The sequence below is a fragment of the Candidatus Formimonas warabiya genome (genome assembly GCF_002777255.1).
Taxonomy (GTDB): domain Bacteria; phylum Bacillota; class Dehalobacteriia; order Dehalobacteriales; family Dehalobacteriaceae; genus Formimonas; species Formimonas warabiya.
The window spans coordinates 1,478,668-1,500,897 of record NZ_CP017634.1 but is presented as its reverse complement, the minus strand read 5'-3'; the positions used below and the strand labels follow the sequence as shown (position 1 = coordinate 1,500,897).

At 41.5% G+C, this 22,230-nt stretch carries 25 protein-coding genes; 21 read left to right on the top strand and 4 right to left on the bottom strand.

Annotated features, from left to right (window positions below):
- Nucleotides 1-7: 7 nt before the first annotated feature.
- From trmD to DCMF_RS07145, 7 genes are all read left to right on the top strand, one after another.
- A complete protein-coding gene (gene trmD / locus DCMF_RS30320; RefSeq protein WP_148133794.1) occupies nt 8-1,309 on the top strand; it encodes a tRNA (guanosine(37)-N1)-methyltransferase TrmD in 1,302 nt (433 codons plus the stop codon).
- A gap of 135 nt (nt 1,310-1,444) precedes the next feature.
- On the top strand, nt 1,445-1,786 hold the full coding sequence (gene rplS / locus DCMF_RS07170; protein WP_148133793.1) for a 50S ribosomal protein L19: 342 nt from the start codon (nt 1,445-1,447) through the stop codon (nt 1,784-1,786).
- A 149-nt stretch (nt 1,787-1,935) separates the two neighbouring features.
- Complete coding sequence (gene lepB, locus DCMF_RS07165; RefSeq protein WP_148133792.1) at nt 1,936-2,475, top strand: signal peptidase I; 540 nt, start codon at nt 1,936-1,938, stop codon at nt 2,473-2,475.
- A 45-nt stretch (nt 2,476-2,520) separates the two neighbouring features.
- Entirely contained in the window at nt 2,521-3,387 is an 867-nt protein-coding gene (gene ylqF / locus DCMF_RS07160; RefSeq protein WP_148133791.1) for a ribosome biogenesis GTPase YlqF, read from the top strand.
- Between the two features lie 81 nt (nt 3,388-3,468).
- A complete protein-coding gene (locus DCMF_RS07155; RefSeq protein ID WP_214659171.1) occupies nt 3,469-4,239 on the top strand; it encodes a ribonuclease HII in 771 nt (256 codons plus the stop codon).
- A gap of 95 nt (nt 4,240-4,334) precedes the next feature.
- On the top strand, nt 4,335-4,712 hold the full coding sequence (locus tag DCMF_RS07150) for a hypothetical protein (protein WP_148133790.1): 378 nt from the start codon (nt 4,335-4,337) through the stop codon (nt 4,710-4,712).
- Nucleotides 4,713-4,767: 55 nt separating this feature from the next.
- Nucleotides 4,768-5,151 (top strand): YraN family protein, encoded by a 384-nt coding sequence (locus tag DCMF_RS07145; RefSeq protein WP_335582427.1) that lies wholly within the window; start codon nt 4,768-4,770, stop codon nt 5,149-5,151.
- Here DCMF_RS07145 and DCMF_RS07140 read toward each other — a convergent pair.
- Entirely contained in the window at nt 5,148-6,428 is a 1,281-nt protein-coding gene (locus DCMF_RS07140; protein ID WP_214659170.1) for a two-component system sensor histidine kinase NtrB, read from the bottom strand. The genes DCMF_RS07145 and DCMF_RS07140 overlap by 4 nt on opposite strands.
- Before the next feature lie 637 nt (nt 6,429-7,065).
- Between DCMF_RS07140 and DCMF_RS07135 the strand changes: the two genes are divergently transcribed.
- The 7 genes from DCMF_RS07135 to DCMF_RS07105 all read left to right on the top strand — a co-directional run bounded on the left by DCMF_RS07135 (nt 7,066) and on the right by DCMF_RS07105 (nt 12,478).
- On the top strand, nt 7,066-7,509 hold the full coding sequence (locus DCMF_RS07135; RefSeq protein ID WP_148133787.1) for a hypothetical protein: 444 nt from the start codon (nt 7,066-7,068) through the stop codon (nt 7,507-7,509).
- 125 nt (nt 7,510-7,634) lie between these two features.
- Nucleotides 7,635-8,075, top strand: coding sequence for a hypothetical protein (locus tag DCMF_RS07130; protein WP_148133786.1), 441 nt, complete (start codon nt 7,635-7,637; stop codon nt 8,073-8,075).
- A gap of 9 nt (nt 8,076-8,084) precedes the next feature.
- Nucleotides 8,085-8,657, top strand: coding sequence for an accessory gene regulator ArgB-like protein (locus DCMF_RS07125; protein WP_148133785.1), 573 nt, complete (start codon nt 8,085-8,087; stop codon nt 8,655-8,657).
- A 14-nt stretch (nt 8,658-8,671) separates the two neighbouring features.
- Nucleotides 8,672-8,794, top strand: coding sequence for a cyclic lactone autoinducer peptide (locus DCMF_RS07120; protein ID WP_148133784.1), 123 nt, complete (start codon nt 8,672-8,674; stop codon nt 8,792-8,794).
- Between the two features lie 290 nt (nt 8,795-9,084).
- Nucleotides 9,085-10,494: a bifunctional diguanylate cyclase/phosphohydrolase gene (locus tag DCMF_RS07115; protein ID WP_214659169.1), complete on the top strand. Its 1,410-nt coding sequence runs from the start codon at nt 9,085-9,087 to the stop codon at nt 10,492-10,494.
- A gap of 69 nt (nt 10,495-10,563) precedes the next feature.
- Nucleotides 10,564-11,157, top strand: a complete 594-nt coding sequence (locus DCMF_RS07110; protein ID WP_148133782.1) for a M15 family metallopeptidase — start codon at nt 10,564-10,566, stop codon at nt 11,155-11,157.
- Nucleotides 11,158-11,173: 16 nt separating this feature from the next.
- Complete coding sequence (locus tag DCMF_RS07105) at nt 11,174-12,478, top strand: HD-GYP domain-containing protein (protein WP_148133781.1); 1,305 nt, start codon at nt 11,174-11,176, stop codon at nt 12,476-12,478.
- Nucleotides 12,479-12,504: 26 nt separating this feature from the next.
- Here the strand turns inward: DCMF_RS07105 and DCMF_RS07100 are convergent, their stop codons facing one another.
- The 3 genes from DCMF_RS07100 to DCMF_RS07085 form a co-directional block, all read right to left on the bottom strand.
- Nucleotides 12,505-14,037: a YifB family Mg chelatase-like AAA ATPase gene (locus DCMF_RS07100; RefSeq protein WP_148133780.1), complete on the bottom strand. Its 1,533-nt coding sequence runs from the start codon at nt 14,035-14,037 to the stop codon at nt 12,505-12,507.
- A 133-nt stretch (nt 14,038-14,170) separates the two neighbouring features.
- Entirely contained in the window at nt 14,171-15,277 is a 1,107-nt protein-coding gene (locus tag DCMF_RS07095; RefSeq protein ID WP_148133779.1) for an exonuclease domain-containing protein, read from the bottom strand.
- A gap of 675 nt (nt 15,278-15,952) precedes the next feature.
- Entirely contained in the window at nt 15,953-16,450 is a 498-nt protein-coding gene (locus DCMF_RS07085; RefSeq protein ID WP_148133778.1) for a tetratricopeptide repeat protein, read from the bottom strand.
- A 248-nt stretch (nt 16,451-16,698) separates the two neighbouring features.
- On the opposite strand from DCMF_RS07085, the gene DCMF_RS07080 reads away from it, so the two are divergent.
- From DCMF_RS07080 to DCMF_RS07050, 7 genes are all read left to right on the top strand, one after another.
- On the top strand, nt 16,699-17,277 hold the full coding sequence (locus tag DCMF_RS07080) for a BglII/BstYI family type II restriction endonuclease (RefSeq protein WP_148133777.1): 579 nt from the start codon (nt 16,699-16,701) through the stop codon (nt 17,275-17,277).
- A 360-nt stretch (nt 17,278-17,637) separates the two neighbouring features.
- Entirely contained in the window at nt 17,638-17,928 is a 291-nt protein-coding gene (locus DCMF_RS07070; RefSeq protein ID WP_148133775.1) for a hypothetical protein, read from the top strand.
- A gap of 237 nt (nt 17,929-18,165) precedes the next feature.
- A complete protein-coding gene (locus DCMF_RS07065) occupies nt 18,166-18,375 on the top strand; it encodes a hypothetical protein (RefSeq protein ID WP_148133774.1) in 210 nt (69 codons plus the stop codon).
- A gap of 120 nt (nt 18,376-18,495) precedes the next feature.
- On the top strand, nt 18,496-18,648 hold the full coding sequence (locus DCMF_RS29115) for a hypothetical protein (RefSeq protein ID WP_214659168.1): 153 nt from the start codon (nt 18,496-18,498) through the stop codon (nt 18,646-18,648).
- 124 nt (nt 18,649-18,772) lie between these two features.
- Complete coding sequence (locus tag DCMF_RS07060) at nt 18,773-19,348, top strand: DarT ssDNA thymidine ADP-ribosyltransferase family protein (RefSeq protein WP_148133773.1); 576 nt, start codon at nt 18,773-18,775, stop codon at nt 19,346-19,348.
- Between the two features lie 5 nt (nt 19,349-19,353).
- A complete protein-coding gene (darG, locus tag DCMF_RS07055; RefSeq protein ID WP_214659167.1) occupies nt 19,354-20,409 on the top strand; it encodes a type II toxin-antitoxin system antitoxin DNA ADP-ribosyl glycohydrolase DarG in 1,056 nt (351 codons plus the stop codon).
- 26 nt (nt 20,410-20,435) lie between these two features.
- Nucleotides 20,436-21,653 (top strand): IS256 family transposase, encoded by a 1,218-nt coding sequence (locus tag DCMF_RS07050; protein WP_148132669.1) that lies wholly within the window; start codon nt 20,436-20,438, stop codon nt 21,651-21,653.
- The last annotated feature ends 577 nt before the right edge of the window (nt 21,654-22,230 follow it).

Sequence of the window (22,230 nt, the reverse complement as noted above, 5' to 3'; positions counted from 1 at the left end):
CAATAAAGTGAAGATTGATATTCTGACCCTTTTTCCCGCGATGTTTGCTCCTTTGCAGGAAAGCATCATCAAAAGAGCCGGGGAAAAGGGCATCGTTGATATTAGAATTACGGATATTCGGGATTTTGCTTTTAATAAACACCGCATCGTGGATGATGTGGTTTACGGGGGCGGCGCCGGGATGGTGATGAAACCCGAGCCCATTTTTGAAGCGGTGAAACAGGTCAAAAGCACGGCTGATGGGTCCCCCCGGATTATTCTCACCAGCCCGCAAGGGAAACCTTTTACCCAAAAGAAGGCTTTTGAGCTGTCCCAGGAAGCCCATTTAGTCTTTATTTGCGGCCATTATGAAGGCATTGACGAGAGAATACGGGAATTGTGCGTGACAGATGAATTGTCGGTGGGGGACTTTGTGCTGACGGGAGGAGAACTGCCTTCCATGATCATGGTTGATGCCGTGGTCCGGCTGCTGCCCGGGGTATTGGGCGATGATGCTTCTGCCCATGAGGAGTCCTTTTCCGACGGTCTTTTGGAGTATCCCCAGTATACCAGGCCCCCGGAATTTGAAGGGCGAAAGGTCCCGGAGGTGTTAATGGGGGGGAATCACGAGCAAATTCGGCTTTGGCGCAGAAAACAATCCCTTCTGAAGACCTGGACAAACCGTCCGGATCTGTTGGCCAAGGCTCCTTTGGATGAGGAAGATCTCAAGTTCTTAGGAGAAATCCGGCAAGGGGCGGAGCAGGGCTACCGCCTTTTTACGGCCTTGGTGCATTATCCGGTCTATAATAAAAAGAAGGAAGTCGTCAATACTTCTTTTACAAACCTGGACCTGCACGATATTGCCCGGGCTTCGGCGACCTTTGGCGTGGAAAAGTATTTTCTGGTGCAGCCGGTCCAAGCCCAGCACGATTTGATCAATACCTTAATCAGCCACTGGGTGGAGGGATATGGGGCAAGATATAACCCGGACCGGAAACAGGCCTTAACCAAAATTGCTCTGGCCAATTCTGTGCAAGATGTGAAAGAGATGATCGAAAATGAGTACGGTATGGCGCCCAAAGTCATTTCCACAGCGGCCAAGGCATACCCCAAAACGGCAAGCTATTTGGAATTGCGGGAAACTATGGCCCGGCAGGGGGGAAATTACCTGCTCTTGTTTGGAACCGGTTGGGGGCTGGAAACGTCGCTGATCGAAAGCTCGGATTATATCCTCAAACCTATTTACGGTCCGGGGGAATATAATCATTTATCCGTGCGCAGTGCTGTTTCCATCATTCTGGACCGGTTGCACGGGGAAAAATGGTGGTAGAATATTGCCAGTACCAGATAGGTATGCTATAATATATCTCGGCGCCTTTTGGCGTGAGTTGCGAAGTACGGGCGGTCCTCTGCTGCGGATGAAGGAAGCAGTTATGAACGTCTTGGAAGGAAGGAGGAGCAGGTCATGGATTTATTAAGAGTTGTCGAACAAGAACAGCTGCGCAAAGATATTCCTCCCTTCAGACCTGGTGATACCGTGAAGGTTCACGTGAAGGTAGTGGAAGGAACCCGGGAAAGAATTCAGATTTTCGAAGGTGTTGTGATTAGGCGCAAAGGCGGCGGCCTCCGGGAAACATTTACCGTGAGACGGGTAACATACGGTGTCGGTGTGGAAAGAACTTTCCCGCTGCATTCCCCGCGTATTGACAAGATCGAGGTCATGCGCCGGGGTAAAGTACGCCGGGCTAAACTTTACTATCTGAGAGAACGCACCGGTAAATCGGCCAGAATTAAAGAGATCCGCTAAAAGATAAGGACTGGAGAAATTCAGTCCTTTTTACATGATTCTGGGTGTATACGTTAAAGGATTTTAGCTGCTTGATGCAGAAATTTTATCTATTAGGAAATTTTTCGGAAAACTTATGAGGCGATGTCCATGATGGGAGAATATCAGTTATGAGGCCTGCCGGCTCCTTTGCCCAATTCATCAAAGGACGTCCCGGAGAGTGGTTGGAGTTGATTGCCCTCGCGGTGATCCTGGCAATTGTGATGCGTATGTTCTTGTTCGAGCCTTCTTTTATTCCTTCGCTCTCCATGTATCCTGTTTTACAGCCGGGAGACCGCATTATTGTCAATAAGATCATTTACCGCCTCTCGGTGCCGAAACGGGGCGACATTGTCGTATTCAGATTTCCTTTGGATGAAAAAAAATATTACATCAAGAGAATAATCGGATTGCCTGGTGAAACCATAGAAGGTAAAGGAAACAGCATTTTTATCAACGGGAAGGCATATCCAGAGAATTATCTGCCCGGCGGCGTGATTTATCAAGACTTCGGCCCGGTCCATATTCCGAAAGGGGAATATTTGGTTCTGGGTGACAACCGGGGGGACAGTTTTGACAGCAGGTCTTGGGGGACGCTGCCGGAAAACCGGATTCAGGGAAAGGCGATCATCCTCTATTGGCCGGTTCCCCGCTGGAGGCTGCTCCTTTAAACCTGCCTCCCGGAATAATTATTTAAAGATAAGGTTGTGACTTTCATGGAAGATTCCCCGACCATTCAGTGGTACCCGGGCCATATGGCAAAGGCCAAAAAATTAATTAAAAAGAATCTGGATTTAGTGGACGTAGTGATCGAAGTGGTGGATGCCCGGATCCCCCAAAGCAGCCGCAATCCGGATTTAAAATCACTCCTGGCGAAGAAACCCGGGGTGATTGTTTTGAACAAAAAGGACCTGGCCGATGGGGCGGCAACGAAGAAATGGATCTCTTATTTTGCCTCTCAAGGTTTAGGGGCCGTGGCCGTAAACGGGGCTTTGAAACAAGGGATCAAAGAATTGATACATATGGTGAAACAAAGTGCCGAGCCTGTGCTGGCGGCCTTGGAGGCAAAAGGAAGAAAACGCCGGGCGGTAAGAGCCATGGTGGTCGGTATACCCAATGTGGGCAAGTCTACGGTTATTAACGCCATGGCGGATCAGGTTTCCGCAAAAACAGGGAATAAGCCTGGTATCACGAAAGGTCCCCAATGGATTCGAGTTGTCGAAGGGTTGGAATTGCTGGATACACCCGGGTTGTTGTGGCCCAAGTTTGAGGACCGGGCGACAGGTCTCAAACTGGCCATAACCGGGGCGGTCAGTGATTTGGTCTATCCTGTGGAAGATGTGGCCCGGAACCTGGTGCATTTTTTAGCGGAGCATGATGCCGGTACCCTGAGGGAACGGTATAAAATAGGGGAAGTGGACCCGGATCCCCTCAAAACCCTGGAGGCAATCGGCAAAAAAAGAGGCTTTCTGGCTACCGGCGGCGTCGTCAAAATGGACCAAACGGCAGTGATGCTGCTCCAGGAGTTCAGAAACGGGAAATTGGGCCGATTTTCTTTAGAAGAGCCCATGGACAATGGATAGCGGAGACAAAGGAACGGGGGACAGTCCCGGTCCTTTCCGGAACTTGGGTCCCGGAAACCATACAGATGGAGGAAATACCGGATGAATTGGGAAAAGATGTCTGTGCAAAAAATAAATCAGATGCTATTGGACGGGTATGAATTTACCCATGAAGATATCGAACAATTAAGGGGAGACCGGAGAAAATTTGTCCAGGAGATTTTGGGCCATGGAGAGAAACTTCGCCGGGAACGGGAAAGAATTCAAGGGTTATATCAATTTGAACGGGAATTGTATGAGAAGGGCATAAAATATATCGCCGGCATAGACGAGGCAGGTCGCGGACCGTTAGCCGGCCCTGTGGTGGCCGGTGCTGTGATCCTTCCGGCCGAATGCTTCATATCCGGGCTGAATGATTCCAAAAAGATTCCCGAACCAAAAAGATATTTATTGGAAAAGGAAATCAAAGAAAAAGCGCTGGCTTGGTCAGTGGGAGCAGTAGGAGCCCATGACATAGACAGGATCAATATTTATCAGGCGGCTTGCCTGGCCATGGTCCGGGCGGTGAAAAAACTAAGCCTCAGACCGGAGCATCTTTTCATTGACGCCCTCTCATTGCGCAGTCTGGATATTCCCCAAACCCCAATTATTAAAGGGGATGCCCGGAGCGCCTCCATTGCCGCCGCCAGCATTCTGGCAAAATGCCACCGGGATCGGCTGATGACGCAGTACGACAGCCGTTTCCCGGATTATGGATTCATTCGACATAAAGGGTATCCCACCCCGGAACATATTGAGATCATTTCCCGGCTAGGACGGACCTGTATTCACCGCATGACATTTCATGTTCCTTGCAGTGACTCTCAAAAATAGCAAGCTGTGGAAAAATAAATTGAGATCCCATATGGGTACAGGTATAATAAAAGATAAGCAGATAGAAAGTTTTAGTTCGGGAGGAAAAAATAACTATGGAGCAGATTTTGAAAGAAATACTTGCTAAACTTGATAATGTAGAGAGGGACGTCAAAGGGATAAAAAGTAACTTTAAAGAGCTGCAAACTGAAGTTAAAGGAATAAAAAAAGAACATGGCCAAATGCTGCATAATTTAGAGAAGGATGTTAAAGAAATAAAAGAAGAACACGGCCAGAGGCTGCATGAACTAGAAACAGAGGTTAAAGGGATAAAAGAAGAACACGGCCTGATGCTGCGGGCAATCCTTGAAAGCAAAGAGGTTCAACGGGGAGAGATTGATACTCTTATGCACCGTACTGCTAAGATTGAAGGGACCATAAAAGGTGCAGCAAAACAGGTAATAGATGATCTCAAAGAAGCTAGTAATCAATAAGTGCAGCCAATGATTTCGGCTCTGCTGCTCCAGTTATAAATAAACGTAATTTTAAATTGTCAATTGGGGGTTCCAAAGTGACTTTTCTCAGATTAGCCAGAGGGAAAAAAGGAGAAGACGAAGCAGAAAAAGACTGAAAAAACGAGGCTATCGGATTATAGAACGAAATTACCGCTCCCGGCTTGGCGAAATTGACATTATTGGGGAAAAGGCCGGGACTTTAGTTTTTGTAGAAGTTAAAACCAAAACCTCCTTAGCTTTTGGATTGCCCCAAGAAAATGTGAATTACCGGAAACAGGAAAAAGTAAAAAAAATTGCCCAGGTTTACCTGGCGGCAACAAGACAGTTTCATCGGCAGGTAAGTTTCTGCGTCGTAGCCGTTCAGCTGGACAGGGAAGGAAATCTAGTAAAAATTGAAGTATTTGAAGAGGCATTTTAAGTTTTTTGGAACCGGACAAAAAAGGTAGTTCCCCGGGGTCCGGTTTCAAAAGCAATGGAAGCATTATGCCTGGTGGCGATACTGTAGCAAACCGCCAACCCCAAGCCTGTACCATGTTCTTTGCCGGTGACAAAAGGAGTTCCTATTTTGTCTATTAGCTTCAGGTCAATTCCCGTGCCTTGGTCTTCAACCGTTAAAACAATGTTCTTGCCTTCTTCGAAAGTACTGATGGTGAGGACACCACCGGCCGTCATGGCCTCCAATCCATTGCGGCACAAGTTAAGGAGCATCTGCCTGATTTGGGTTTCATCAAAAAGAGAATCCGGAATATCCCCTAATTGAAAATCCAGGTTTTTATCGGATAGAATCGCATCCGCTTCGATCAATGGGGCGATGGATAAGATAATGGAATTCAGGTTTTGCGGGGTAACATTTAACACCCGGTTTTTCGCTAAAGAAAGGTATTCCCTGATGATATCATTGGCACGGTCCAATTCCTCAATCATCAGTTCAACGTGATTTTGTAAAGTCGTTGTATTAAGATTAATCTGAAATAACTGTAAGAAACCTCTTACCGTTGTAATGGGATTTCGAATTTCATGAGCTATTCCGGCTGCCATTTCACCTACCAGATTCAGCCTGTCCACTTGAGCCATATCTTTCTGCAACTGTTTTTGCTCGGTAATATCAACAATTATGCCTACCGAACCGACTACATTTTTCTCATTATTGAAAAAAGCAGTCTTATTTACCATCACTTCCCGGACAACCCCCTGGGCGTTGGGAAGGGTTAATTCTACCACGGAGGGCACGGATTCAGGAAGGGCACAATCCGGTTTGCTCAATTTTTGAGCCACATCACAGGGAAAGATATCATGAATAGATCTATTGATGATTTTCTCTTCCGGCATACCGAAGAAATCCACAAATGCTTTATTGCACCCCATAAAAACCGCGGTTAAGTCCGTAAAATAAATGGGATTCGGAATCGTATCGATCAGGTTCTGCAAAAAGCACAGCTGGTCCTTTAGTTCATTCTCCGCCCGTTTCCGTGCCGCTATTTCCTGCTCCAGGTTGGATCTGATCTGATATTCCGTTTCCGTCATTTGTCCTAAAAGCCAGGCCAGTAAAAGAATGATTTCACAAAATATGATATCGGCGTCAATAGAGGCGAAGCCCTGGAAATAGCTAAGCGTCAGGCTGGCGGCAATGGATAAAAAAGCCGCGATAAAGGCCATCTTGAGCCCGTATTTCAGGGACATGATGATTACCGGCATCAGTAAAGTCAGCTTAAATATGTATTCATATTCATTTCTCAAAAAAAAACTGATTAAAACAATATAAAAAAATCCGACAAATAGCTCTGAAGCCCAAGCATATGGGAAACTACTTATTTTTATTTTTTGTATCATGGGGACAAGTCCCAAAAGTATGATGAGCAAGGCAAATACTGGAAATCTTGTAAACCAGTTATCCAATGTTAAATTTGATAAACGCAAAATAAATATCCCTGCACAGAGAAAAAAAATCACTTCACATAATAAGATGTATTGGTTTATCGTTTCATCCCGTCTATCTTGAAAAAATTTCATCATCTAGCCCTCATTATTAGGATTAAACGGTGGCTTCGTTAAATACGAAGCCCCGTTTTTTTGTTTAATCAGTGCAAAATTTATGAGGTTTGACTTCTGCCATTGATAAAGTCCAGCTTGAGAAGGAATTTTTTTCTATTTATTGATTGTATAATATTTTGCGTAAAAAGACAATAACCCATAAAACTTCTTACTCTTTCAGGCTTTTTAGTAAGCTTTTAGTATAAATTGAACATTTAGTAAATTTTTTTTTGCTAAAAATAGGAAAAACTGAATTGATGTCGAAGATGAATTTAAGAATAAAATCATAGGGGGGACAAAAATGAAAATGACTTTATTGGAGCTCCTATTTCAAGGTATTCCCGAACAGATTAGTTTGGTCTTATTAACTTTTCTTATTTCGAAAGCAAAAGTGGATTGGAAAAGGATTGTTGTTATGGGAATTTTCATGGCTTGTTTTATATATTTAATTCGTTTGCTGCCAATTACTTTTGGTGTTCATACTATCATTGCTATCGCATTATTAATTTTTATAATGGTTTATTTAGAAAAGATAAGTTTAGTCAGGTCAGTTATTTCTGTTATATTGGTATATGTATTTTTGATTTTCGCTGAAACAATTTGTTTTAGGATGATCAGTACGCTATTCCAGCTGTCTTGGGACCAAATCAGGAATAACGAAATTTTAATGATTATATCGGGAATACCACAGGTTATTTTAATGCTGTTTGTTGCCTTTATTACTAATAAAATATCATTAAGGTAACCTTTGGGTGGATTATTCTAATTTAGCAATTATGGATGGTTTTGCATAAATTTTCTTTTTTGAGTAGGAATAAATAGATTTATGTCGAAATTTATTTCGGAAATAAGCATCATGGAGGGGATAAGATGAAACTGACATTATGGGGGCTTTTGTTCCAAGGTATTCCAGAATGTATTGCCTTGGTTACGCTAGTTTTTGTTATTGCGAAAGCAAGAATAGACTGGAAAAAGATTGTTCTTCTTGGGGTTTTAATAGGTTGTGTGTTTTATGTGCTACGGATGCTCCCCATTACTTTTGGAATTCATACCATCGTTGGTATCGGATTATTAATTTTTTTGTTAACTTTTTTGGAAAAGATAGATTTAGTTAGGGCAATTATTGCTGTTTTATTAGGAAATGCATTTTTGATATTAGCGGAAACTGTTTGTTTTTGGGGGATCAATGTGATATTCCATCTACCTTGGGATGAAATTAGCAACAATCAGTTTTTAATGACTTTGACCGGAATTCCCCAAATCCTTCTGATATTTCTGGCTGCATTTGTGGTAAAAAGATTGTTAAGGTAAGAGGTCACTATGAGTTATTTAAAACTAAGTAGTACGAGTGCTAAATTTATTTCTAAGCAAGCAAGGCTGGACGAGGAACAAGAACAAGTCATTGCCTATGCCATTGAAGGATTGCTTTTATCTGTAACAGGTTTTGCATCCATAGTCTTTGTAGGGGCTTTATTTGGCGCTGCTCTTCCTGCCCTGATTGCTGGGCTTTCCGGTGGGGTGCTCCGGAAGTTTTCCGGGGGTGCGCATGCGAGTAGTCCATTAAGGTGTATAATATTTGGTGCCTTGGGCTATGGATCCTTGGCAGTAATAGCAAAATATTTGTCAAAAGTTATGGTGGTAAACAATGGGTATCTTTTATTAGCTTTAATAATCTGTTTACTAATCGTAGTAATTTATGCGCCTGTGGACTGTGCGGCAAAACGGATAAAGTCCCCCGTTTTGCGGAAAAGATTAAAACTTGGTGCGGTTTGTTTTGTATTATTGATGATGTGTTTGGTTGTTACAGTGGATGCTGTTTTAATAAAAGTATCTATTACTTTAGGGATACTTTATCAAACAGCGACACTATTTCCTTTCCTAAATAAAACATAAAGGAGGTGAAAATCATGAAAAGATGGTTGTTTCTTACCTTGGCGTCTGTTTTAACGTTTCTTGCAACTTTTAGTTCTGTTTTCGCCTGTGTTTTCGCTCATTACCAACCTGAACTGCCCAAGAGTTTACAAAAATAGCTTTGTAAATGAGGCGCCTTGAACGCCTCATTTTCTATAAGGGGATTATGATGAAATCTTTCGAGACGAAACGAAACAATTTTATTAATAACTATATTGTTATTTCCCAGGTGCTATTTTTTCTGTTAATGGGGGTTTTATTGTTTAGAACAACTAACGTTTCTTTTGAAGATCTTTATATAAAATCTAATACTATTATTGTCTTTCTTTTGTTATTAGCTCTTATCCCTTTGCTTCAAATGATAAGTCCTAGATTTTCAAACAGCCAGGTATTTTTGGATGTTACTATCGTGGGAATATATATCGTAGTTGCTGTATTTTTTCTGTCTAAAGAATATGATGATTTATTTAAAATTGTTTTGTTAATGCCTGTGATTATTATGGCGCTCAAGTATGGGGTTCGGATGGCACTCTTTACAGCGCTTGTTTTGTCTTCGGTCTTATTCATGATAGGCTATTTTAAACATTTTATTGATATAGATGCTGACATCGTGTTCAGCAGCGTTCTTTTCTTATTGGCCTGGCTTTTAGGAAATATGACCGAAACGGAATACAGCATTCGCACCGAGTTAGAGAGACTGGCCACTCATGATGGGTTAACAGACATTTATAACCATCGCAGTTTCCAAAATCTATTGGATCAAGAACTGGAAAAAGCTCAAAAAGAAAATAACAGTGTCAGCCTGATACTTTTAGATATAGATTATTTTAAGTATTATAATGATGCTTATGGGCACCAGGAAGGAGACCGGGTCCTGGTCAGTTTGGCTCAAATTTTGAAAGAAACCGTGGGGAAACTTGGCTATTGTGCCCGGTACGGAGGGGAAGAGTTTGGGGTGATTTTACCTGGCATAGGCATTCATCGAGCGAAAGACATCGGGGAGGCGATCAGGCGCCGGATTGAAGAGAGCAATTTTCCCGGGGTAAATGTATTCCCCAAGGGGAAATTGACTGCTTCCATTGGTATTGCCGAGTTTCCCCTTAATGCCAATAATAAAGAGAAGCTGATCAAGAAAGCAGACGAGGCCTTATACCGGGCGAAATTCGTCAGTAAAAACCGGGTGGAAAGTTATTATTCCGTGTTTGATGAAGTAAGTTTGCCTTTAAAAGAAGAAGAGAAAGAATTATTTAATTCCATCAGCGCTTTTACCATGGTCATTAATGCCAAAGACCGTTATACTTACGGTCATTCTTTACGGGTCATGGAGATGGCGAAAAACCTTTCCCTGAGGATGGAAGTGGAGGCGAAGTTGATCCAGGAGATTACTTTTGGCGCTTTGCTGCATGATATCGGCAAAGTGGAGATCTCCCGTGAAGTCCTGAATAAACCCGGAAAATTAAATGAGAACGAGTGGAATCTTTTAAAAATGCACCCGGTTTGGGGAGCCGATATTGTTGATCCTTTAAAGTCATTTTACCGGGTCAAAGAGATTATTTTATACCACCACGAGAATTATGACGGCACGGGATACCCGAGCGGGATTTGTGGGGAGGATATCCCCTTGGGTGCCCGGATTTTGCGCATTGTGGACAGCTATGATGCCATGACTACGGACAGGCCTTATAAAGCAGGAATGTCTTTGGAGCAGGCTTTAGAAGAACTTGACCGGTATTCCGGAACTCATTACGATGCGGTATTGCTGAAGGAGTTTAAAAAAATGGTTCTGGAAATGGATGAGGCGCAAAATCAACTGAGCTAGAAAAATGTTAAAATAGAAAATGGTTTTTAGGAGGGTGAATGAAAAAAAAGAAAAAGAGGGGGGAGTATTTTGAAACAGATTGAACTTCTTCACCCGGAGTTGCAGGAAAAGTGCCATCAGCTGCTTAGGCTAGCCAAATCTAAAGGATATGACCTTCTTGTCACCCAAACCTTGCGCACTAAAAAAGAACAGGATGATCTTTATGCCCAGGGGCGGACAAAACCGGGTAAAATTGTCACCTGGGTCTCTTATCCCATGTCATTGCATTGCTGGGGGGTAGCCTTTGACATTGCTGTCCTTTTAAGCGGCAAGGTGACCTGGGATACCCAGCACTATGACCGGATCGGGCCTTTGGGCGAGTCATTAGGATTGGAGTGGGGTGGGAGATGGACGAACTTTCCTGATAAACCTCATTTTCAACTGAAAGGGTTTGAGGCAAAAAGACTGGTGGATCTGTATCGGTCACCGGAAGTTTTTACTTCTTCTTATCAGGAAAAAGAGCCGCAAGATAAAGAGACTCTTGCCAAAATAATAGTAGGTAAAATCGTCATTGAGGGAAAGATCATTGATGGAGAGACCTTTGCCCCTGTGAGAAAATTAGCGGAGGCACTGGAAAAGAAAGTAAACTGGGACCAGACGTCCAAAACGGTTACCATAGAATAGAATAGAGGAAACATTTATGATTAAAGAACCGCGCATATCTTTTTTTGATCTAATTGTCGCTTTATCCAATACCATGGACCTGATTAATCCGGTCATGGTTAACCACCAAAAGCGGGTCGCCTATATCGCGTATTTTATTGCTGAAGAGATGGGGCTTAGTAAAGAGGAACGAATGAAGGTACTTTTGGCAGGTCTGCTGCACGACTGCGGCGTACTGTCGCTGGAAGAAAAAATCAGCGCTTTAGAGTTTGATTTTGGCGTTAAAACGAAGGAGTGCGACAGACATAGTCAGATTGGCTACCAATTCCTCAAGGATATTAGATTGTTGTCTCACGTGGCGCCTTTGGTGAGATATCACCACGTCTATTGGAATGAGAGACGGGAGTCGGCACTTTCCGAGCGGATTCCTCTGGGAAGCCATATTCTGCACTTGGCTGACCGGGTTGAGGTATTGATGGACAAGCATCGGGAGATCCTGGGACAGGTAAAGGGGATTATCGATAAAATAACGGGGGAGTCAGGCAAGATGTTTTCCCCCGACCTGGTTGATGTTTTTAATGCCTTAGCGAAGCAAGAATGGTTTTGGCTGGATCTGTTTTCTCCCTTTATCGATTCAGTCTTAGCCCCCAAATTAGATGCCCAAATTATAGAATTGGATTTAGAGGAACTTCTGGACATTGCCAAATTGTTTTATAGGATTATTGACTTTAGAAGTATGTTTACCGCTACCCACTCCGCCGGTGTGGCAGCCAGCGGGGAAGCGATCGCTCGATTCGCGGGCTTTTCGGAAAAGGAATGCCTAATGATGCGGATCGCTGGGTTCTTACATGACCTGGGAAAACTTGCCATACCTTCGGAGATCTTAGAAAAACCGGGGCCTTTGACGACTGAACAAGTCCATATTATGAAAAGCCATACCTATTATTCTTACCGGATCCTGGAGAAGATTAACGGAATGGAGGTAATCAACGCTTGGGCTTCTTTTCACCATGAACGGCTGGACGGCAGCGGCTACCCCTTTCATCTAAAAGCTGAGGCATTGACCTTGGGATCAAGGATTTTAGCCGTGGCGGATGTGTTTACCGCACTTACCGAGACCCGTCCCTACAGGCAGGCCCTGGCTCCCAAACGCGTGATAGAGATTCTGCAACACATGGCAGAGAGCCGGCATCTGGATCCCTTTGTGGTTTTGTTGCTGGAGGAGAAATTTGCGGAAATCAATTCTGCCCGCTTGGTGGCACAAGAAGAGGCTTTGGGCGTTTATAAAGGACTTAATATCTCCGGGTATAGGATAACCTGCCCTGCTGTTTCTTTATCATAAGCAGCTGTTTCGAATAGAAAGAACGGTCATAGCAGATGAGAGCCCCGGTATTGTATTGCTTCCGCAATATGGGGAAGTTGAATGTTTTCCGATTGGTCCAGATCGGCAATGGTCCTTGCCACCTTGAGGATGCGGTCGTGGGACCGGGCACTTAGGTTCAGCCGTTGAAAGGCTTCTTGCAGCAACTGTTTTGCCTCCCGGGACGGCTGGCAGTATTTTTGGATTTGTTTTCTTTCCATATGCGCGTTACAGGTGAGGCCGGTGCCCGCTAAACGTGCGCCCTGAATTTTCCGGGCATTTTCCACTCTTTGACGGATTTCTGCAGAGGTCTCGCATCTGATTTCCGAGGCCAATTCTTTGTACTCAACCCGAGGCACGTCAAATCGAATGTCAATCCGGTCCAGAAGAGGGCCGGAGATTCTTCCTAAGTATTTTTGTATTTGGTGGGGTGTGCAGGTGCACTCCTTAACCGGGTCGCCGAAAAAACCGCACGGACAAGGATTAAGAGCCCCCACCAGTTGGAATTTGGCCGGGAAGCTATAAGCTGCCTCTACCCGGGCAATGGTGACCAATTTATCTTCCAAGGGCTGGCGCAAGGCTTCCAAAATTCCTTTATGATACTCCAGCATTTCGTCCAGGAAAAGGACGCCATGACAGGCCAGACTTATTTCTCCCGGGTGGGGAATCCGTCCTCCGCCGATCAGACTGGCCGCGGAGGCACTATGATGGGGTGCCCGGAAAGGTCTGGTGGTAATCAGAGATTGATCTCTGGATAATAAGCCGGCAATGCTGTAAATCCTTGTAATTTCCAGGCTTTCTTCCAGGGTCAGGGAGGGCAGAATGGTGGGGAGCCTTCGGGCCAGCATCGTCTTACCGGATCCGGGAGACCCGACAAGAAGAACATTATGTCCCCCGGCAGCAGCAATCTCCAGGGCTCTTTTCACTCCTTGCTGGCCCTTTACTTCCGCCATATCGCATAAATGCTCACAATGGTCTTCCTTCAGCAGTGCTTCCGCATCAACTGCAAAAGGGAGGAGATCTTCTTCTCCTCCTAAAAATGCGGCGAGATCTTTTAACCGGGTTACCGGATAGACCGCCAGTCCTTTTATCAACGCGGCTTCACAGGCATTTTCTTCAGGAACAATAAAGGAGTCCAGTCCTTTCGTTTGAGAAAGTATGTCTGCTATTGCTAAAATCCCGGGCACCGGACGGACCTTACCATCCAAGGAAAGCTCGCCCACGATGGCCGTATTTCGCAGTTTTCCTTGCCGTGGTATTTGACCTGTAGCAGATAATATGCCCACAGCAATGGGCAGGTCAAACAAGGGGCCTTCTTTTTTAAGATCAGCCGGGGCTAGGTTGACCGTAATCCGGCTCATGGGAAATTTAAAACCGGAGTTTTTGATCGCAGTCCGGACTCTTTCCTTGCTTTCTTTGACTGAAGTGTCGGGGAGGCCCACTATATCAAAATTGGGAAGGCCATTACTGACGTCTACTTCCACTTGAATCGGGTGACCGAACATTCCGTATACGGTACAGCTATTGATGATAGCCAGCATTAATTTTTTCCACCTATTCTAATCAATGGTAACAAATGCTATTTCGTCAAAATAATTGTTTTTCCTTCAAAAAACTCCAATCTCTAATATTAATTGAGTATAAAAAATAAAACTCAAACTCAAACATATCATTTTATGCCGGTTTGCTTTGATTCTCAAGTTGCTCATAACATGCCACTACTAACTTTTCGAGTCGTTCTAGATCGGCATGGGAATTAATAAGAACCCGTGAGCGGCCTACCGACGTATTACCTTCAACTTGGTAGTCAGTGACCCATTCCTGAATCATCTCCGCATCTAAATCAGTAGCCACAAATTTCTTTTTCCCATCCAGCTTAATTCTTAAAAACCATTTAAGTCCTTCATTTTCAATAACTAGGTAGGACTTCGTCTCCCGGCAACACAAATCTGAACATTGTTTTTCGTGGTTCAGCAAAATACTTTTGATTATTTCAAAGGCGGCTGTTTTTTCCTCAGGCATTTTCTGCATGCGCTCTGGCTGCACGGCTTTTGTTGGCTGTAACTTCATTACAGGATGTTCTCGTTCCAGTGTTCTTAAGCAGTGTATCATAATTTGGCCGGTAGCTTTAGCGTCATTAAGGGCACGGTGGGCATTATTAATAGAAATACCAAGGTGTTCAACCACTGTACCAAGTTTATGGTTGTGTAGTTCAGGGAACATCTTTCTGCTAACACTTAATGTATCGATGACAGGATTACTAATCTCACCCCCTGATTGGGCAGCATTCCATTTAAAAAAACCCATATCAAAAGATGCATTGTGGGCGATGATAATAGATTCTCCAATGAATTTAATTAAATCGGGTAAAACATCGCCGATCCTTGGGGCATGCCGGACCATCTCGTCGGTGATATGGTTTACTTCAGTAGCGCCGGCAGGAATGGGAATGCCGGGGTTGACCAGTGTGGTAAAAGAGTCGATTTCTTCATAGTTTATGTATCTGACCGCTGCAATTTCTATTATTTTGTCATCGGTTGCGCTTAATCCGGTCGTCTCAAAATCCAGTACAACAAAATCATTACATAAAGAGCGGCCCTTTTTTGTAAAGATATTAATTTTGGGATTGATAGATACAGGCTGTTTTATACAAGGCTGGCTAAGTAATTTTTGATTTTGGATAACCTCCGTTTCCGGCTCAACCTTTAGGGAATTAGGTTTTGATTTAAACCGAAAAAATAAGTAACCGATGATGCCAATTAATATTAATATCCAGAGCATTTTATCCCTTCTTTTGTAATATATTTGATTCAATACTTACTACAGATGAATGATACGGGTTCTTGCCTCAATCCTACAAATTCAGACCGACAATAATAGTGTAAGACTTAAAATAAAATAATTCAACATTAATTAGACAAATTTTTCATATTATTCCAGATAGGCAAGAAAATGGGGATAGATGTAAAAAGACAAGCGTATGCTCGGTAATTGAAAAGAAAAGCAGAAGAGGCTAAAATCGTTAAAAATGGACCCCTTCCGCAAAAAGCGTATTCCAATTTGATGTCCAGGGACAAGTGGCTAAGTCCTCCCATGCTGGGATTCCATGGCTAAGATTTATAAGGCTTGAATTAGGAAATAAAGTTCATTTTTGGCCGTTTGATGGGTTTGATGTGCCTGCAGGAAAAAGTGTGATCGCTGAAGTCTATCCATCCATTTATCGGAATAGGTATCCATGTGAAGACTGAGTCCGGATGGGCAGGATGCTATGCTGTTTGTAGATGGCTAAGCGAGTCGGTTCAACGAGAAATCCTAGAGAATTATTTTCACCCGCCTTTGAGACTGGAAGAAAAGGAAATTGCCGAACGTGAAGGTTGGATCCTTGAGATATGTTAAAGGAGTGGATTTTGCCCATGTTCTGTCATAGTGATTTTGACCGGATCCCTGGTGCCGTATTTAATAATAATGCTTTGACCATCCTTTTTTACCATTAATCAATATTGGGTCTGATGAAAGTGAATCAGGATCAATCAATAAAAGCCATTTTCTGGAGGGAATCCAATCTTTTGACTCATTACAGAATTTGACTACTGTAAAGACTACTCTTTCTTTTGTGATATTATCGGAGTTTAAATCAAGAATTCTCTGCGCGGTATTTAAAAAATCATCTCGTTTTTCAGCCTTAACTGGGAGAGTTAATTTTGTGGCAATTAACGTCCATGCTACTTCCTTTTGACACCAAGAGAAATCAGGAAATCTTTGAAATAATTCCTCCACTAAAATGGATGCTTCTTCGAGATTGTTAGTTTTTCTAAGGCAATTTAATAGTCCAGTTCCATCAAATTTATCAGCGGTTGTATCCCAGAACTCTTTATAAAGCGGTAAAGCTTTTTCATATTCTTTTGCTTTCCTTAACCCGTTTGCTTCCTGCTTAATCGCGAACAGATTATCCATGATACACCTCAATTCTCAAGTCATAAAATGTCTATTTTTGTCGAATTATTTCTAATAGAAAAGACCTACTTTTTTTATGAAGTAGGTCAGAATTTTTATGTCGCTTTAATATTAGTGTAAATCTTTAAGGTATATATAATCAACACAGAATAGACATATTTTTCCCACAATACCATATTCAGCAGGAAAAAAGAGACGGATGTAAAATGATATATTTTATAATTCCAGAGTTAGAGGAGTGACAGTCAATGAAATACAAACAACTCTTTTATAATTGTTCACCAGGATACATAAATTCCATTTCTCCTGATCTCTCTAATGAGGTGATAGATACTATTTTAAAATTACCTAAAAGGCCTACACAGTCTGAAATTAACTGTGATCTATTTTGGCTACTAGGGGCAATGGATTGGTATTATGATGCTACTCCTCATGGTTTAACAGATAATTCTCCTGATGAATTAGGTATTTCGTTGACCAAAGGAGAATTGTCTGGGCGAAATAAGAGGGTGTTATGTGAAACATCAACTACCCTTGGTGCTGGTTGGCATGCTGATTATGCAAAAGAATATGGTGACAAACTGGTTCAAATAGAGGCCCAGTTTGGCACAATTGAATCTATGTTCAAAGACTTTTGTGGTTTTAAAATCGCTTGCTATGAACGTAGATTAGCTTTAGGCATTGAGATCGTAATGAGTAACCCCGGTAAATATTTTGCACACCGTAAAAATGCAATATCCGGAATGGCATATTTTGATATTGCACAAAAAGCGTTGATGGCGATTGGGTTAAATTGTCCAATTTGGTTGATTGGAATAGAAGAGTAGGATGTTTATTATGTTTGGTTATATTCCAGGAGTATCGGAGCGACTTGCGGAAAGTAAAGTAGCTTGGTTTTTTTGGGGAGGAATAACAATAATAGCCCTATTGTATTATTTTTATCTTAATAAAAGAAAGTAAATTCTAAAATAAAAGCTAACGGGGCTTATATTGACCCTAAGATATGAAACCTATAATGAACCAGGGGGATTGGGAGTGCAACAAAAGTTTGAAGAGTTTTTCGATCTTGATTGAAAGACTCCTAAAGGAAGTTATAAACAATGTACCATAAGTCGGCTGAAAGAATAGGAAAATCATAATAGAAAGGCCAGGTATAAGGCTTCTTAGATTAGGGAGATTAATTAAAGATGATAGAGATTAATAATAATTTAAAAGCCGGGTATTTACGGGAATTTTTAAGGATAAGAGAAGCGGTTAATTCCGTCGATCCAATTGGCCTAATTAACGGGGGCGCCCCGGTTGATGAGTATGACCCAGAGGTTAGAGATATTCTAATAGTAATTCCAAATGCCAAAACGCAACAAGAATTGGCTGAAATGATTTACAAAGTATTTGTAAAATGGTTTGGTAACGACACTACGGGACCAATTGTGTTATACAATCAAATTGCTTCAAGAATTTTTACAAACCCCACATAACTCTAGAATGGTGATGAAACTTGGAATATCGGTCCTCTGCTCACAGGCAAAGGATCTTTTTATTATCCAGATTTCGTTAACAGAAACCAGACAAATTTTTCATATTATACCAGATTAAGCAGGGAAATAGGGTTGGGTGTAAAATTATGTAATGGATGACAGTGACAGGATATGCTGTCGATGATGTTTGGCATATACAATCGTTATGTGACATTTAAGTTATGGAGGTCAAATAGTATGGAAAAAATTACTTTTTGCTGCGAAAGATTAAAAGATGCATATGAGGAAATTGATCCTGACCACGAAGTACTTGTATTTACCGAAGAGTTTGATGAAACCCAGTGGTTTATTAGTGGACTCGCACACCTTTACTTCTGCCCATTTTGTGGTAGTTATATTGCTGGGAATGGATTTGGTAAAAAGGTTGAACCTTTCAAACAAAAATAATCACATAGACGAGCACCAAAAAAACATAAATATCTGGATAACAGAATCTAATTAAAAAGTACAGCTCTACTCAGACGAGTAGGGCTTTAATTATGCCCAAAAACAAAGGAGAATGATCAAATGGAAAAGAATTCGCTCGACCCGGACAGCCATTCGGGTTTATCCGGCCAGTGTAACAGAAACAACTGGTGGGCCTTTCATAATGATAATCGAGACCTACGCTTTACAGCAGTAAGTCTTATTATTTTGTTCCCGTCCAGCAGTTCCGACTAACAATTATCTATAAGACAAATTTTTCATATTATGCCAGATTGAGCAGGAAAATAAAAATTCGTGTGAAATTATGTAATAAAAGATTATTATTGGCTAATTAGGTAATAATATTGGGGGAATTTATATGGCTATACGCGACCAAAAGTTATTATATCACTTAACATCTTTAGAAAATTTGGAAGCTATTCTTCGAAATGGATTACTACCTCGCAATCAAATGGTACGCTTTGATGATGTTGCTGAGCCAGGTCTAATTGATTTTCGTCGAGAGAACGGGTTGAATGGATATGTCCCGTTTCATTTTTTCCCCAAAAATCCATTTGATGGTAGAGTCCAAACTGATTATCCTGATAAAGACTTTATCTATATTACTTTGTCTAGAGACTTTGCAAGAGAAAATAATTTTCAAATAATTCCTATGCACCCGAGAGCCATGAGGCCTCTAGAATTATATGATTTTGATGAAGGATTTGGTATAATTGAGTGGGATACCATGGATCAAAAGAATTATTTAAATGACGTATGCCGGCATATTTGTATGGCAGAATGTTTGTCTCCAAATACAATTATGCCAATAGATTTTTATGCATTTTATGTAAAAACTAACGAAATAAAAACAATTGTTAGGGAAAGTTGCTTAAGTGTTCTACATAGGAGTCCATGTTTTATAAATGTCAATAGAAGTATGTTTTTGGGGTGAATATTGTGTTTAGGTTTATAGTAGGAAACATTTTGGAATCAAATGCAGATTGCCTTGTAAACACTGTAAATTGTGAAGGGTTTATGGGTAAAGGAATAGCATATCAATTTAAACTTCAATATCCTAATAACAATAATGACTATGTTGAGGCATGTAAAAATGGAACTTTTGGAATAGGCAAATTACATGTATTTAGCGAGAAAGGGAAAATAATAATTAATTTTCCAACAAAAGATAAATGGAGAGCTAAATCAAAGATCGAATTTATTGAAAAAGGATTAATTGCTCTAGTAAAAATCATTCCAGAATTAAAGATTAGTTCTATAGCGATTCCACCATTAGGCTGTGGAAATGGGGGGTTAAGTTGGTTTGAGGTTAAGCAGTTACTAATGAAATACCTTCAACCTCTTGCTAATACGTTAGATATTGAAATCTACGAACCTTCAAAAGGATCGTTTAAATCAAAGGTTGCGGAGCCTCCTAAAATAAGTGCATCACATTTAATTCTAATGGAATATAAACCAAGATTAAAAAAATTTAGTAGACTTCGAATTCAAAAGACCGGATTTTTTATGAACATTTTTTCAAACACAGAGTATTTTAAGTTCGAAAAACATAAATTTGGACCGCATGCTCATTCAATAGATGTTTTAATAAAAGAAATTAAACAGTTTCAAGAATTTTATAAAGTTTCTACTGAAGAGGCAAGAAAACTTGCAAATACCATGTTAATTAGTGAACGTATTGATAGAAAATTAATTAGTTTTTCTGACTCAATCACTATGGCTACAGAATTTGTTAATGATATTGGCTCAGATTGGGAACTTGAATTAATTTCTTCTGTGTGTGTAATAGTAAAAGAGAAGAAAGACATAAATCAATATGAAATCATAAGTGAATTTAAAAATTGGTCTGTGGAAAAAGCTGAAAAATTTACTGAGCAAGATATTATTTCAGCAATAAATAGGCTTACAGAAAAAAGAATAATTCAAATAAATCTAATGGGCAATTATTATTTAACTGAATATAAGAGGACGTTTAAACTTTCGTGTAATTGGTAATAATAACCATAAAGGAGATGTTATCAATGAACGAAAGAGCAAATGAACTAGTAAAACTATTGGCGCAGGAATGCAGCAGCATGGAGGACATCCATACAATGCTGAAAAATCTGTTCAGCGGAACCATTGAGCAGATGCTAGAAGCAGAAATGGATGAGCATTTGGGGTATGATAAGCACAGTCCGGCAGGAGATCTGAGCGGAAACAGCCGGAACGGCTACAACCAAAAAACGATTCAAACGCAAATGGGAAAGACGGAAATCAAGGTTCCGCGAGACCGAAACGGAGAATTTGAACCGCAGCTTATAGAGAAATATCAGACAAAATCCAACAATCTGGAGCAGCAAGTGATAGCCATGTACCAAAAAGGCATGTCTACCCGTGATATAGAGGCACACCTTCGTGATATCTATGGAGTAGACGCATCACCGGCCCTGATCAGTCGCATTACAGACAAAATCATGCCGCAGCTGATGGAGTGGCAGTCAAGACCGTTGGAGAGCATATATCCTGTAACTTTCTTTGATGGGATTGTCTTCAAAGTGCGTAAGGACGCCAAGATCATCAACAAGTGTGCCTATACAGTATTAGGGATTAACATGGAAGGCAGGAAAGAGATATTAGGTATTTGGATCAGCGAAAATGAGAGTGCAAGCTTTTGGGCAACGGTGGTCAATGAGATGAAAAACCGGGGCATCAACGACATTTTCATTGCGTGTCATGACAATTTAAACGGATTATCGACGGCGATAAACAGTGTGTTCCCGAAGACAGAGCAACAGCTTTGTATCATCCACCAAATCAGAAACTCAACAAAGTATGTTTCATACAAAGATTTAAAACCTATTATGGCGGATTTAAAGACGGTCTATCAGGCTCCCTGTGAGGAGGACGCCCTTTATCATCTTGAGGAATTTGGGGAGAAATGGGGTAAAAAATATCCTCAGATAGCAAAGTCATGGCGAGATAACTGGAGCGAGCTTTCGGTATATTTTAAGTATCCGGAGAATGTCAGAAGGCTAATTTATACGACAAATGCCGTAGAAGGATTTCATCGAATGCTCCGGAAATTTACCAAAACCAAGACCACCTTCCCCGGCGATGAGGCGCTCAAGAAATCAGTTTACCTATCTATTATGGAAATTGAGAAAAAATGGGGATTACCCATGCGCGATTGGGGAATAATAATGGGACAAATGTCTATTTTCTTTGAGGAACGTCTGTCGGGCAACAAAAGCGCATAGCTCCTCGGGGGCTCTGCCCCCGAACCCCCGGAGTTTTTCGGGTTGGGAATCTAAGCAATGAAAAAGCAGCCCTTTAAGACTGCCTTTCCAATTGCTTGAGTTCCACAGTCAGACCCTCAGGTTGCCCTCCGGCAGAGCCTTGTCTTTCTGGCTGTACTACAATGTTACCCATTATTGCAAGGTCTTAAACCTTGTTAGGGATAACTAATTACACGAAATATGAAACATTCCCGAATATAAGAAGGCCATCAATTTTTAGCAGGCCTTTAATTTTTCTGCATGATTGGAAGTTGCAACTAACATTCATGCCCGTTGCATCCGGGCAGATTCCGGCCAATCCAATTAACAAGTGGACTGAATGGGCCGGCTCTATAACAATCAAGACCTACGCTTTACAGCAGTAGGTCTTTTCTTTTTCTCATCAAGCAGTCCGATTAACACACAAGACAAATTTTTCATATTGTTCCAAATTGAGCAGGAAAAACTAAGATGATGTAAAATTATGTATTGGAAGAGGGTGGGATTATATTTGTTCGACTATTTAAATCTTCAAACACTCTTCTAAATAGGTTAATTT

Excerpts from the sequence above, each read along its gene's own strand:
- rplS (WP_148133793.1), top strand. The coding sequence starts at position 1,445 with ATGGATTTATTAAGAGTTGTCGAACAAGAACAGCTGCGCAAAGATATT.
- lepB (WP_148133792.1), top strand. The coding sequence starts at position 1,936 with ATGAGGCCTGCCGGCTCCTTTGCCCAATTCATCAAAGGACGTCCCGGA.
- ylqF (WP_148133791.1), top strand. The coding sequence starts at position 2,521 with ATGGAAGATTCCCCGACCATTCAGTGGTACCCGGGCCATATGGCAAAG.
- DCMF_RS07155 (WP_214659171.1), top strand. The coding sequence starts at position 3,469 with ATGAATTGGGAAAAGATGTCTGTGCAAAAAATAAATCAGATGCTATTG.
- DCMF_RS07150 (WP_148133790.1), top strand. The coding sequence starts at position 4,335 with ATGGAGCAGATTTTGAAAGAAATACTTGCTAAACTTGATAATGTAGAG.
- DCMF_RS07140 (WP_214659170.1), bottom strand. The coding sequence starts at position 6,428 with ATGCCGGTAATCATCATGTCCCTGAAATACGGGCTCAAGATGGCCTTT.
- DCMF_RS07135 (WP_148133787.1), top strand. The coding sequence starts at position 7,066 with ATGAAAATGACTTTATTGGAGCTCCTATTTCAAGGTATTCCCGAACAG.
- DCMF_RS07130 (WP_148133786.1), top strand. The coding sequence starts at position 7,635 with ATGAAACTGACATTATGGGGGCTTTTGTTCCAAGGTATTCCAGAATGT.
- DCMF_RS07125 (WP_148133785.1), top strand. The coding sequence starts at position 8,085 with ATGAGTTATTTAAAACTAAGTAGTACGAGTGCTAAATTTATTTCTAAG.
- DCMF_RS07120 (WP_148133784.1), top strand. The coding sequence starts at position 8,672 with ATGAAAAGATGGTTGTTTCTTACCTTGGCGTCTGTTTTAACGTTTCTT.
- DCMF_RS07105 (WP_148133781.1), top strand. The coding sequence starts at position 11,174 with ATGATTAAAGAACCGCGCATATCTTTTTTTGATCTAATTGTCGCTTTA.
- DCMF_RS07100 (WP_148133780.1), bottom strand. The coding sequence starts at position 14,037 with ATGCTGGCTATCATCAATAGCTGTACCGTATACGGAATGTTCGGTCAC.
- DCMF_RS07095 (WP_148133779.1), bottom strand. The coding sequence starts at position 15,277 with ATGCTCTGGATATTAATATTAATTGGCATCATCGGTTACTTATTTTTT.
- DCMF_RS07085 (WP_148133778.1), bottom strand. The coding sequence starts at position 16,450 with ATGGATAATCTGTTCGCGATTAAGCAGGAAGCAAACGGGTTAAGGAAA.
- DCMF_RS07080 (WP_148133777.1), top strand. The coding sequence starts at position 16,699 with ATGAAATACAAACAACTCTTTTATAATTGTTCACCAGGATACATAAAT.
- DCMF_RS07070 (WP_148133775.1), top strand. The coding sequence starts at position 17,638 with ATGATAGAGATTAATAATAATTTAAAAGCCGGGTATTTACGGGAATTT.
- DCMF_RS07065 (WP_148133774.1), top strand. The coding sequence starts at position 18,166 with ATGGAAAAAATTACTTTTTGCTGCGAAAGATTAAAAGATGCATATGAG.
- DCMF_RS29115 (WP_214659168.1), top strand. The coding sequence starts at position 18,496 with ATGGAAAAGAATTCGCTCGACCCGGACAGCCATTCGGGTTTATCCGGC.
- DCMF_RS07060 (WP_148133773.1), top strand. The coding sequence starts at position 18,773 with ATGGCTATACGCGACCAAAAGTTATTATATCACTTAACATCTTTAGAA.
- DCMF_RS07050 (WP_148132669.1), top strand. The coding sequence starts at position 20,436 with ATGAACGAAAGAGCAAATGAACTAGTAAAACTATTGGCGCAGGAATGC.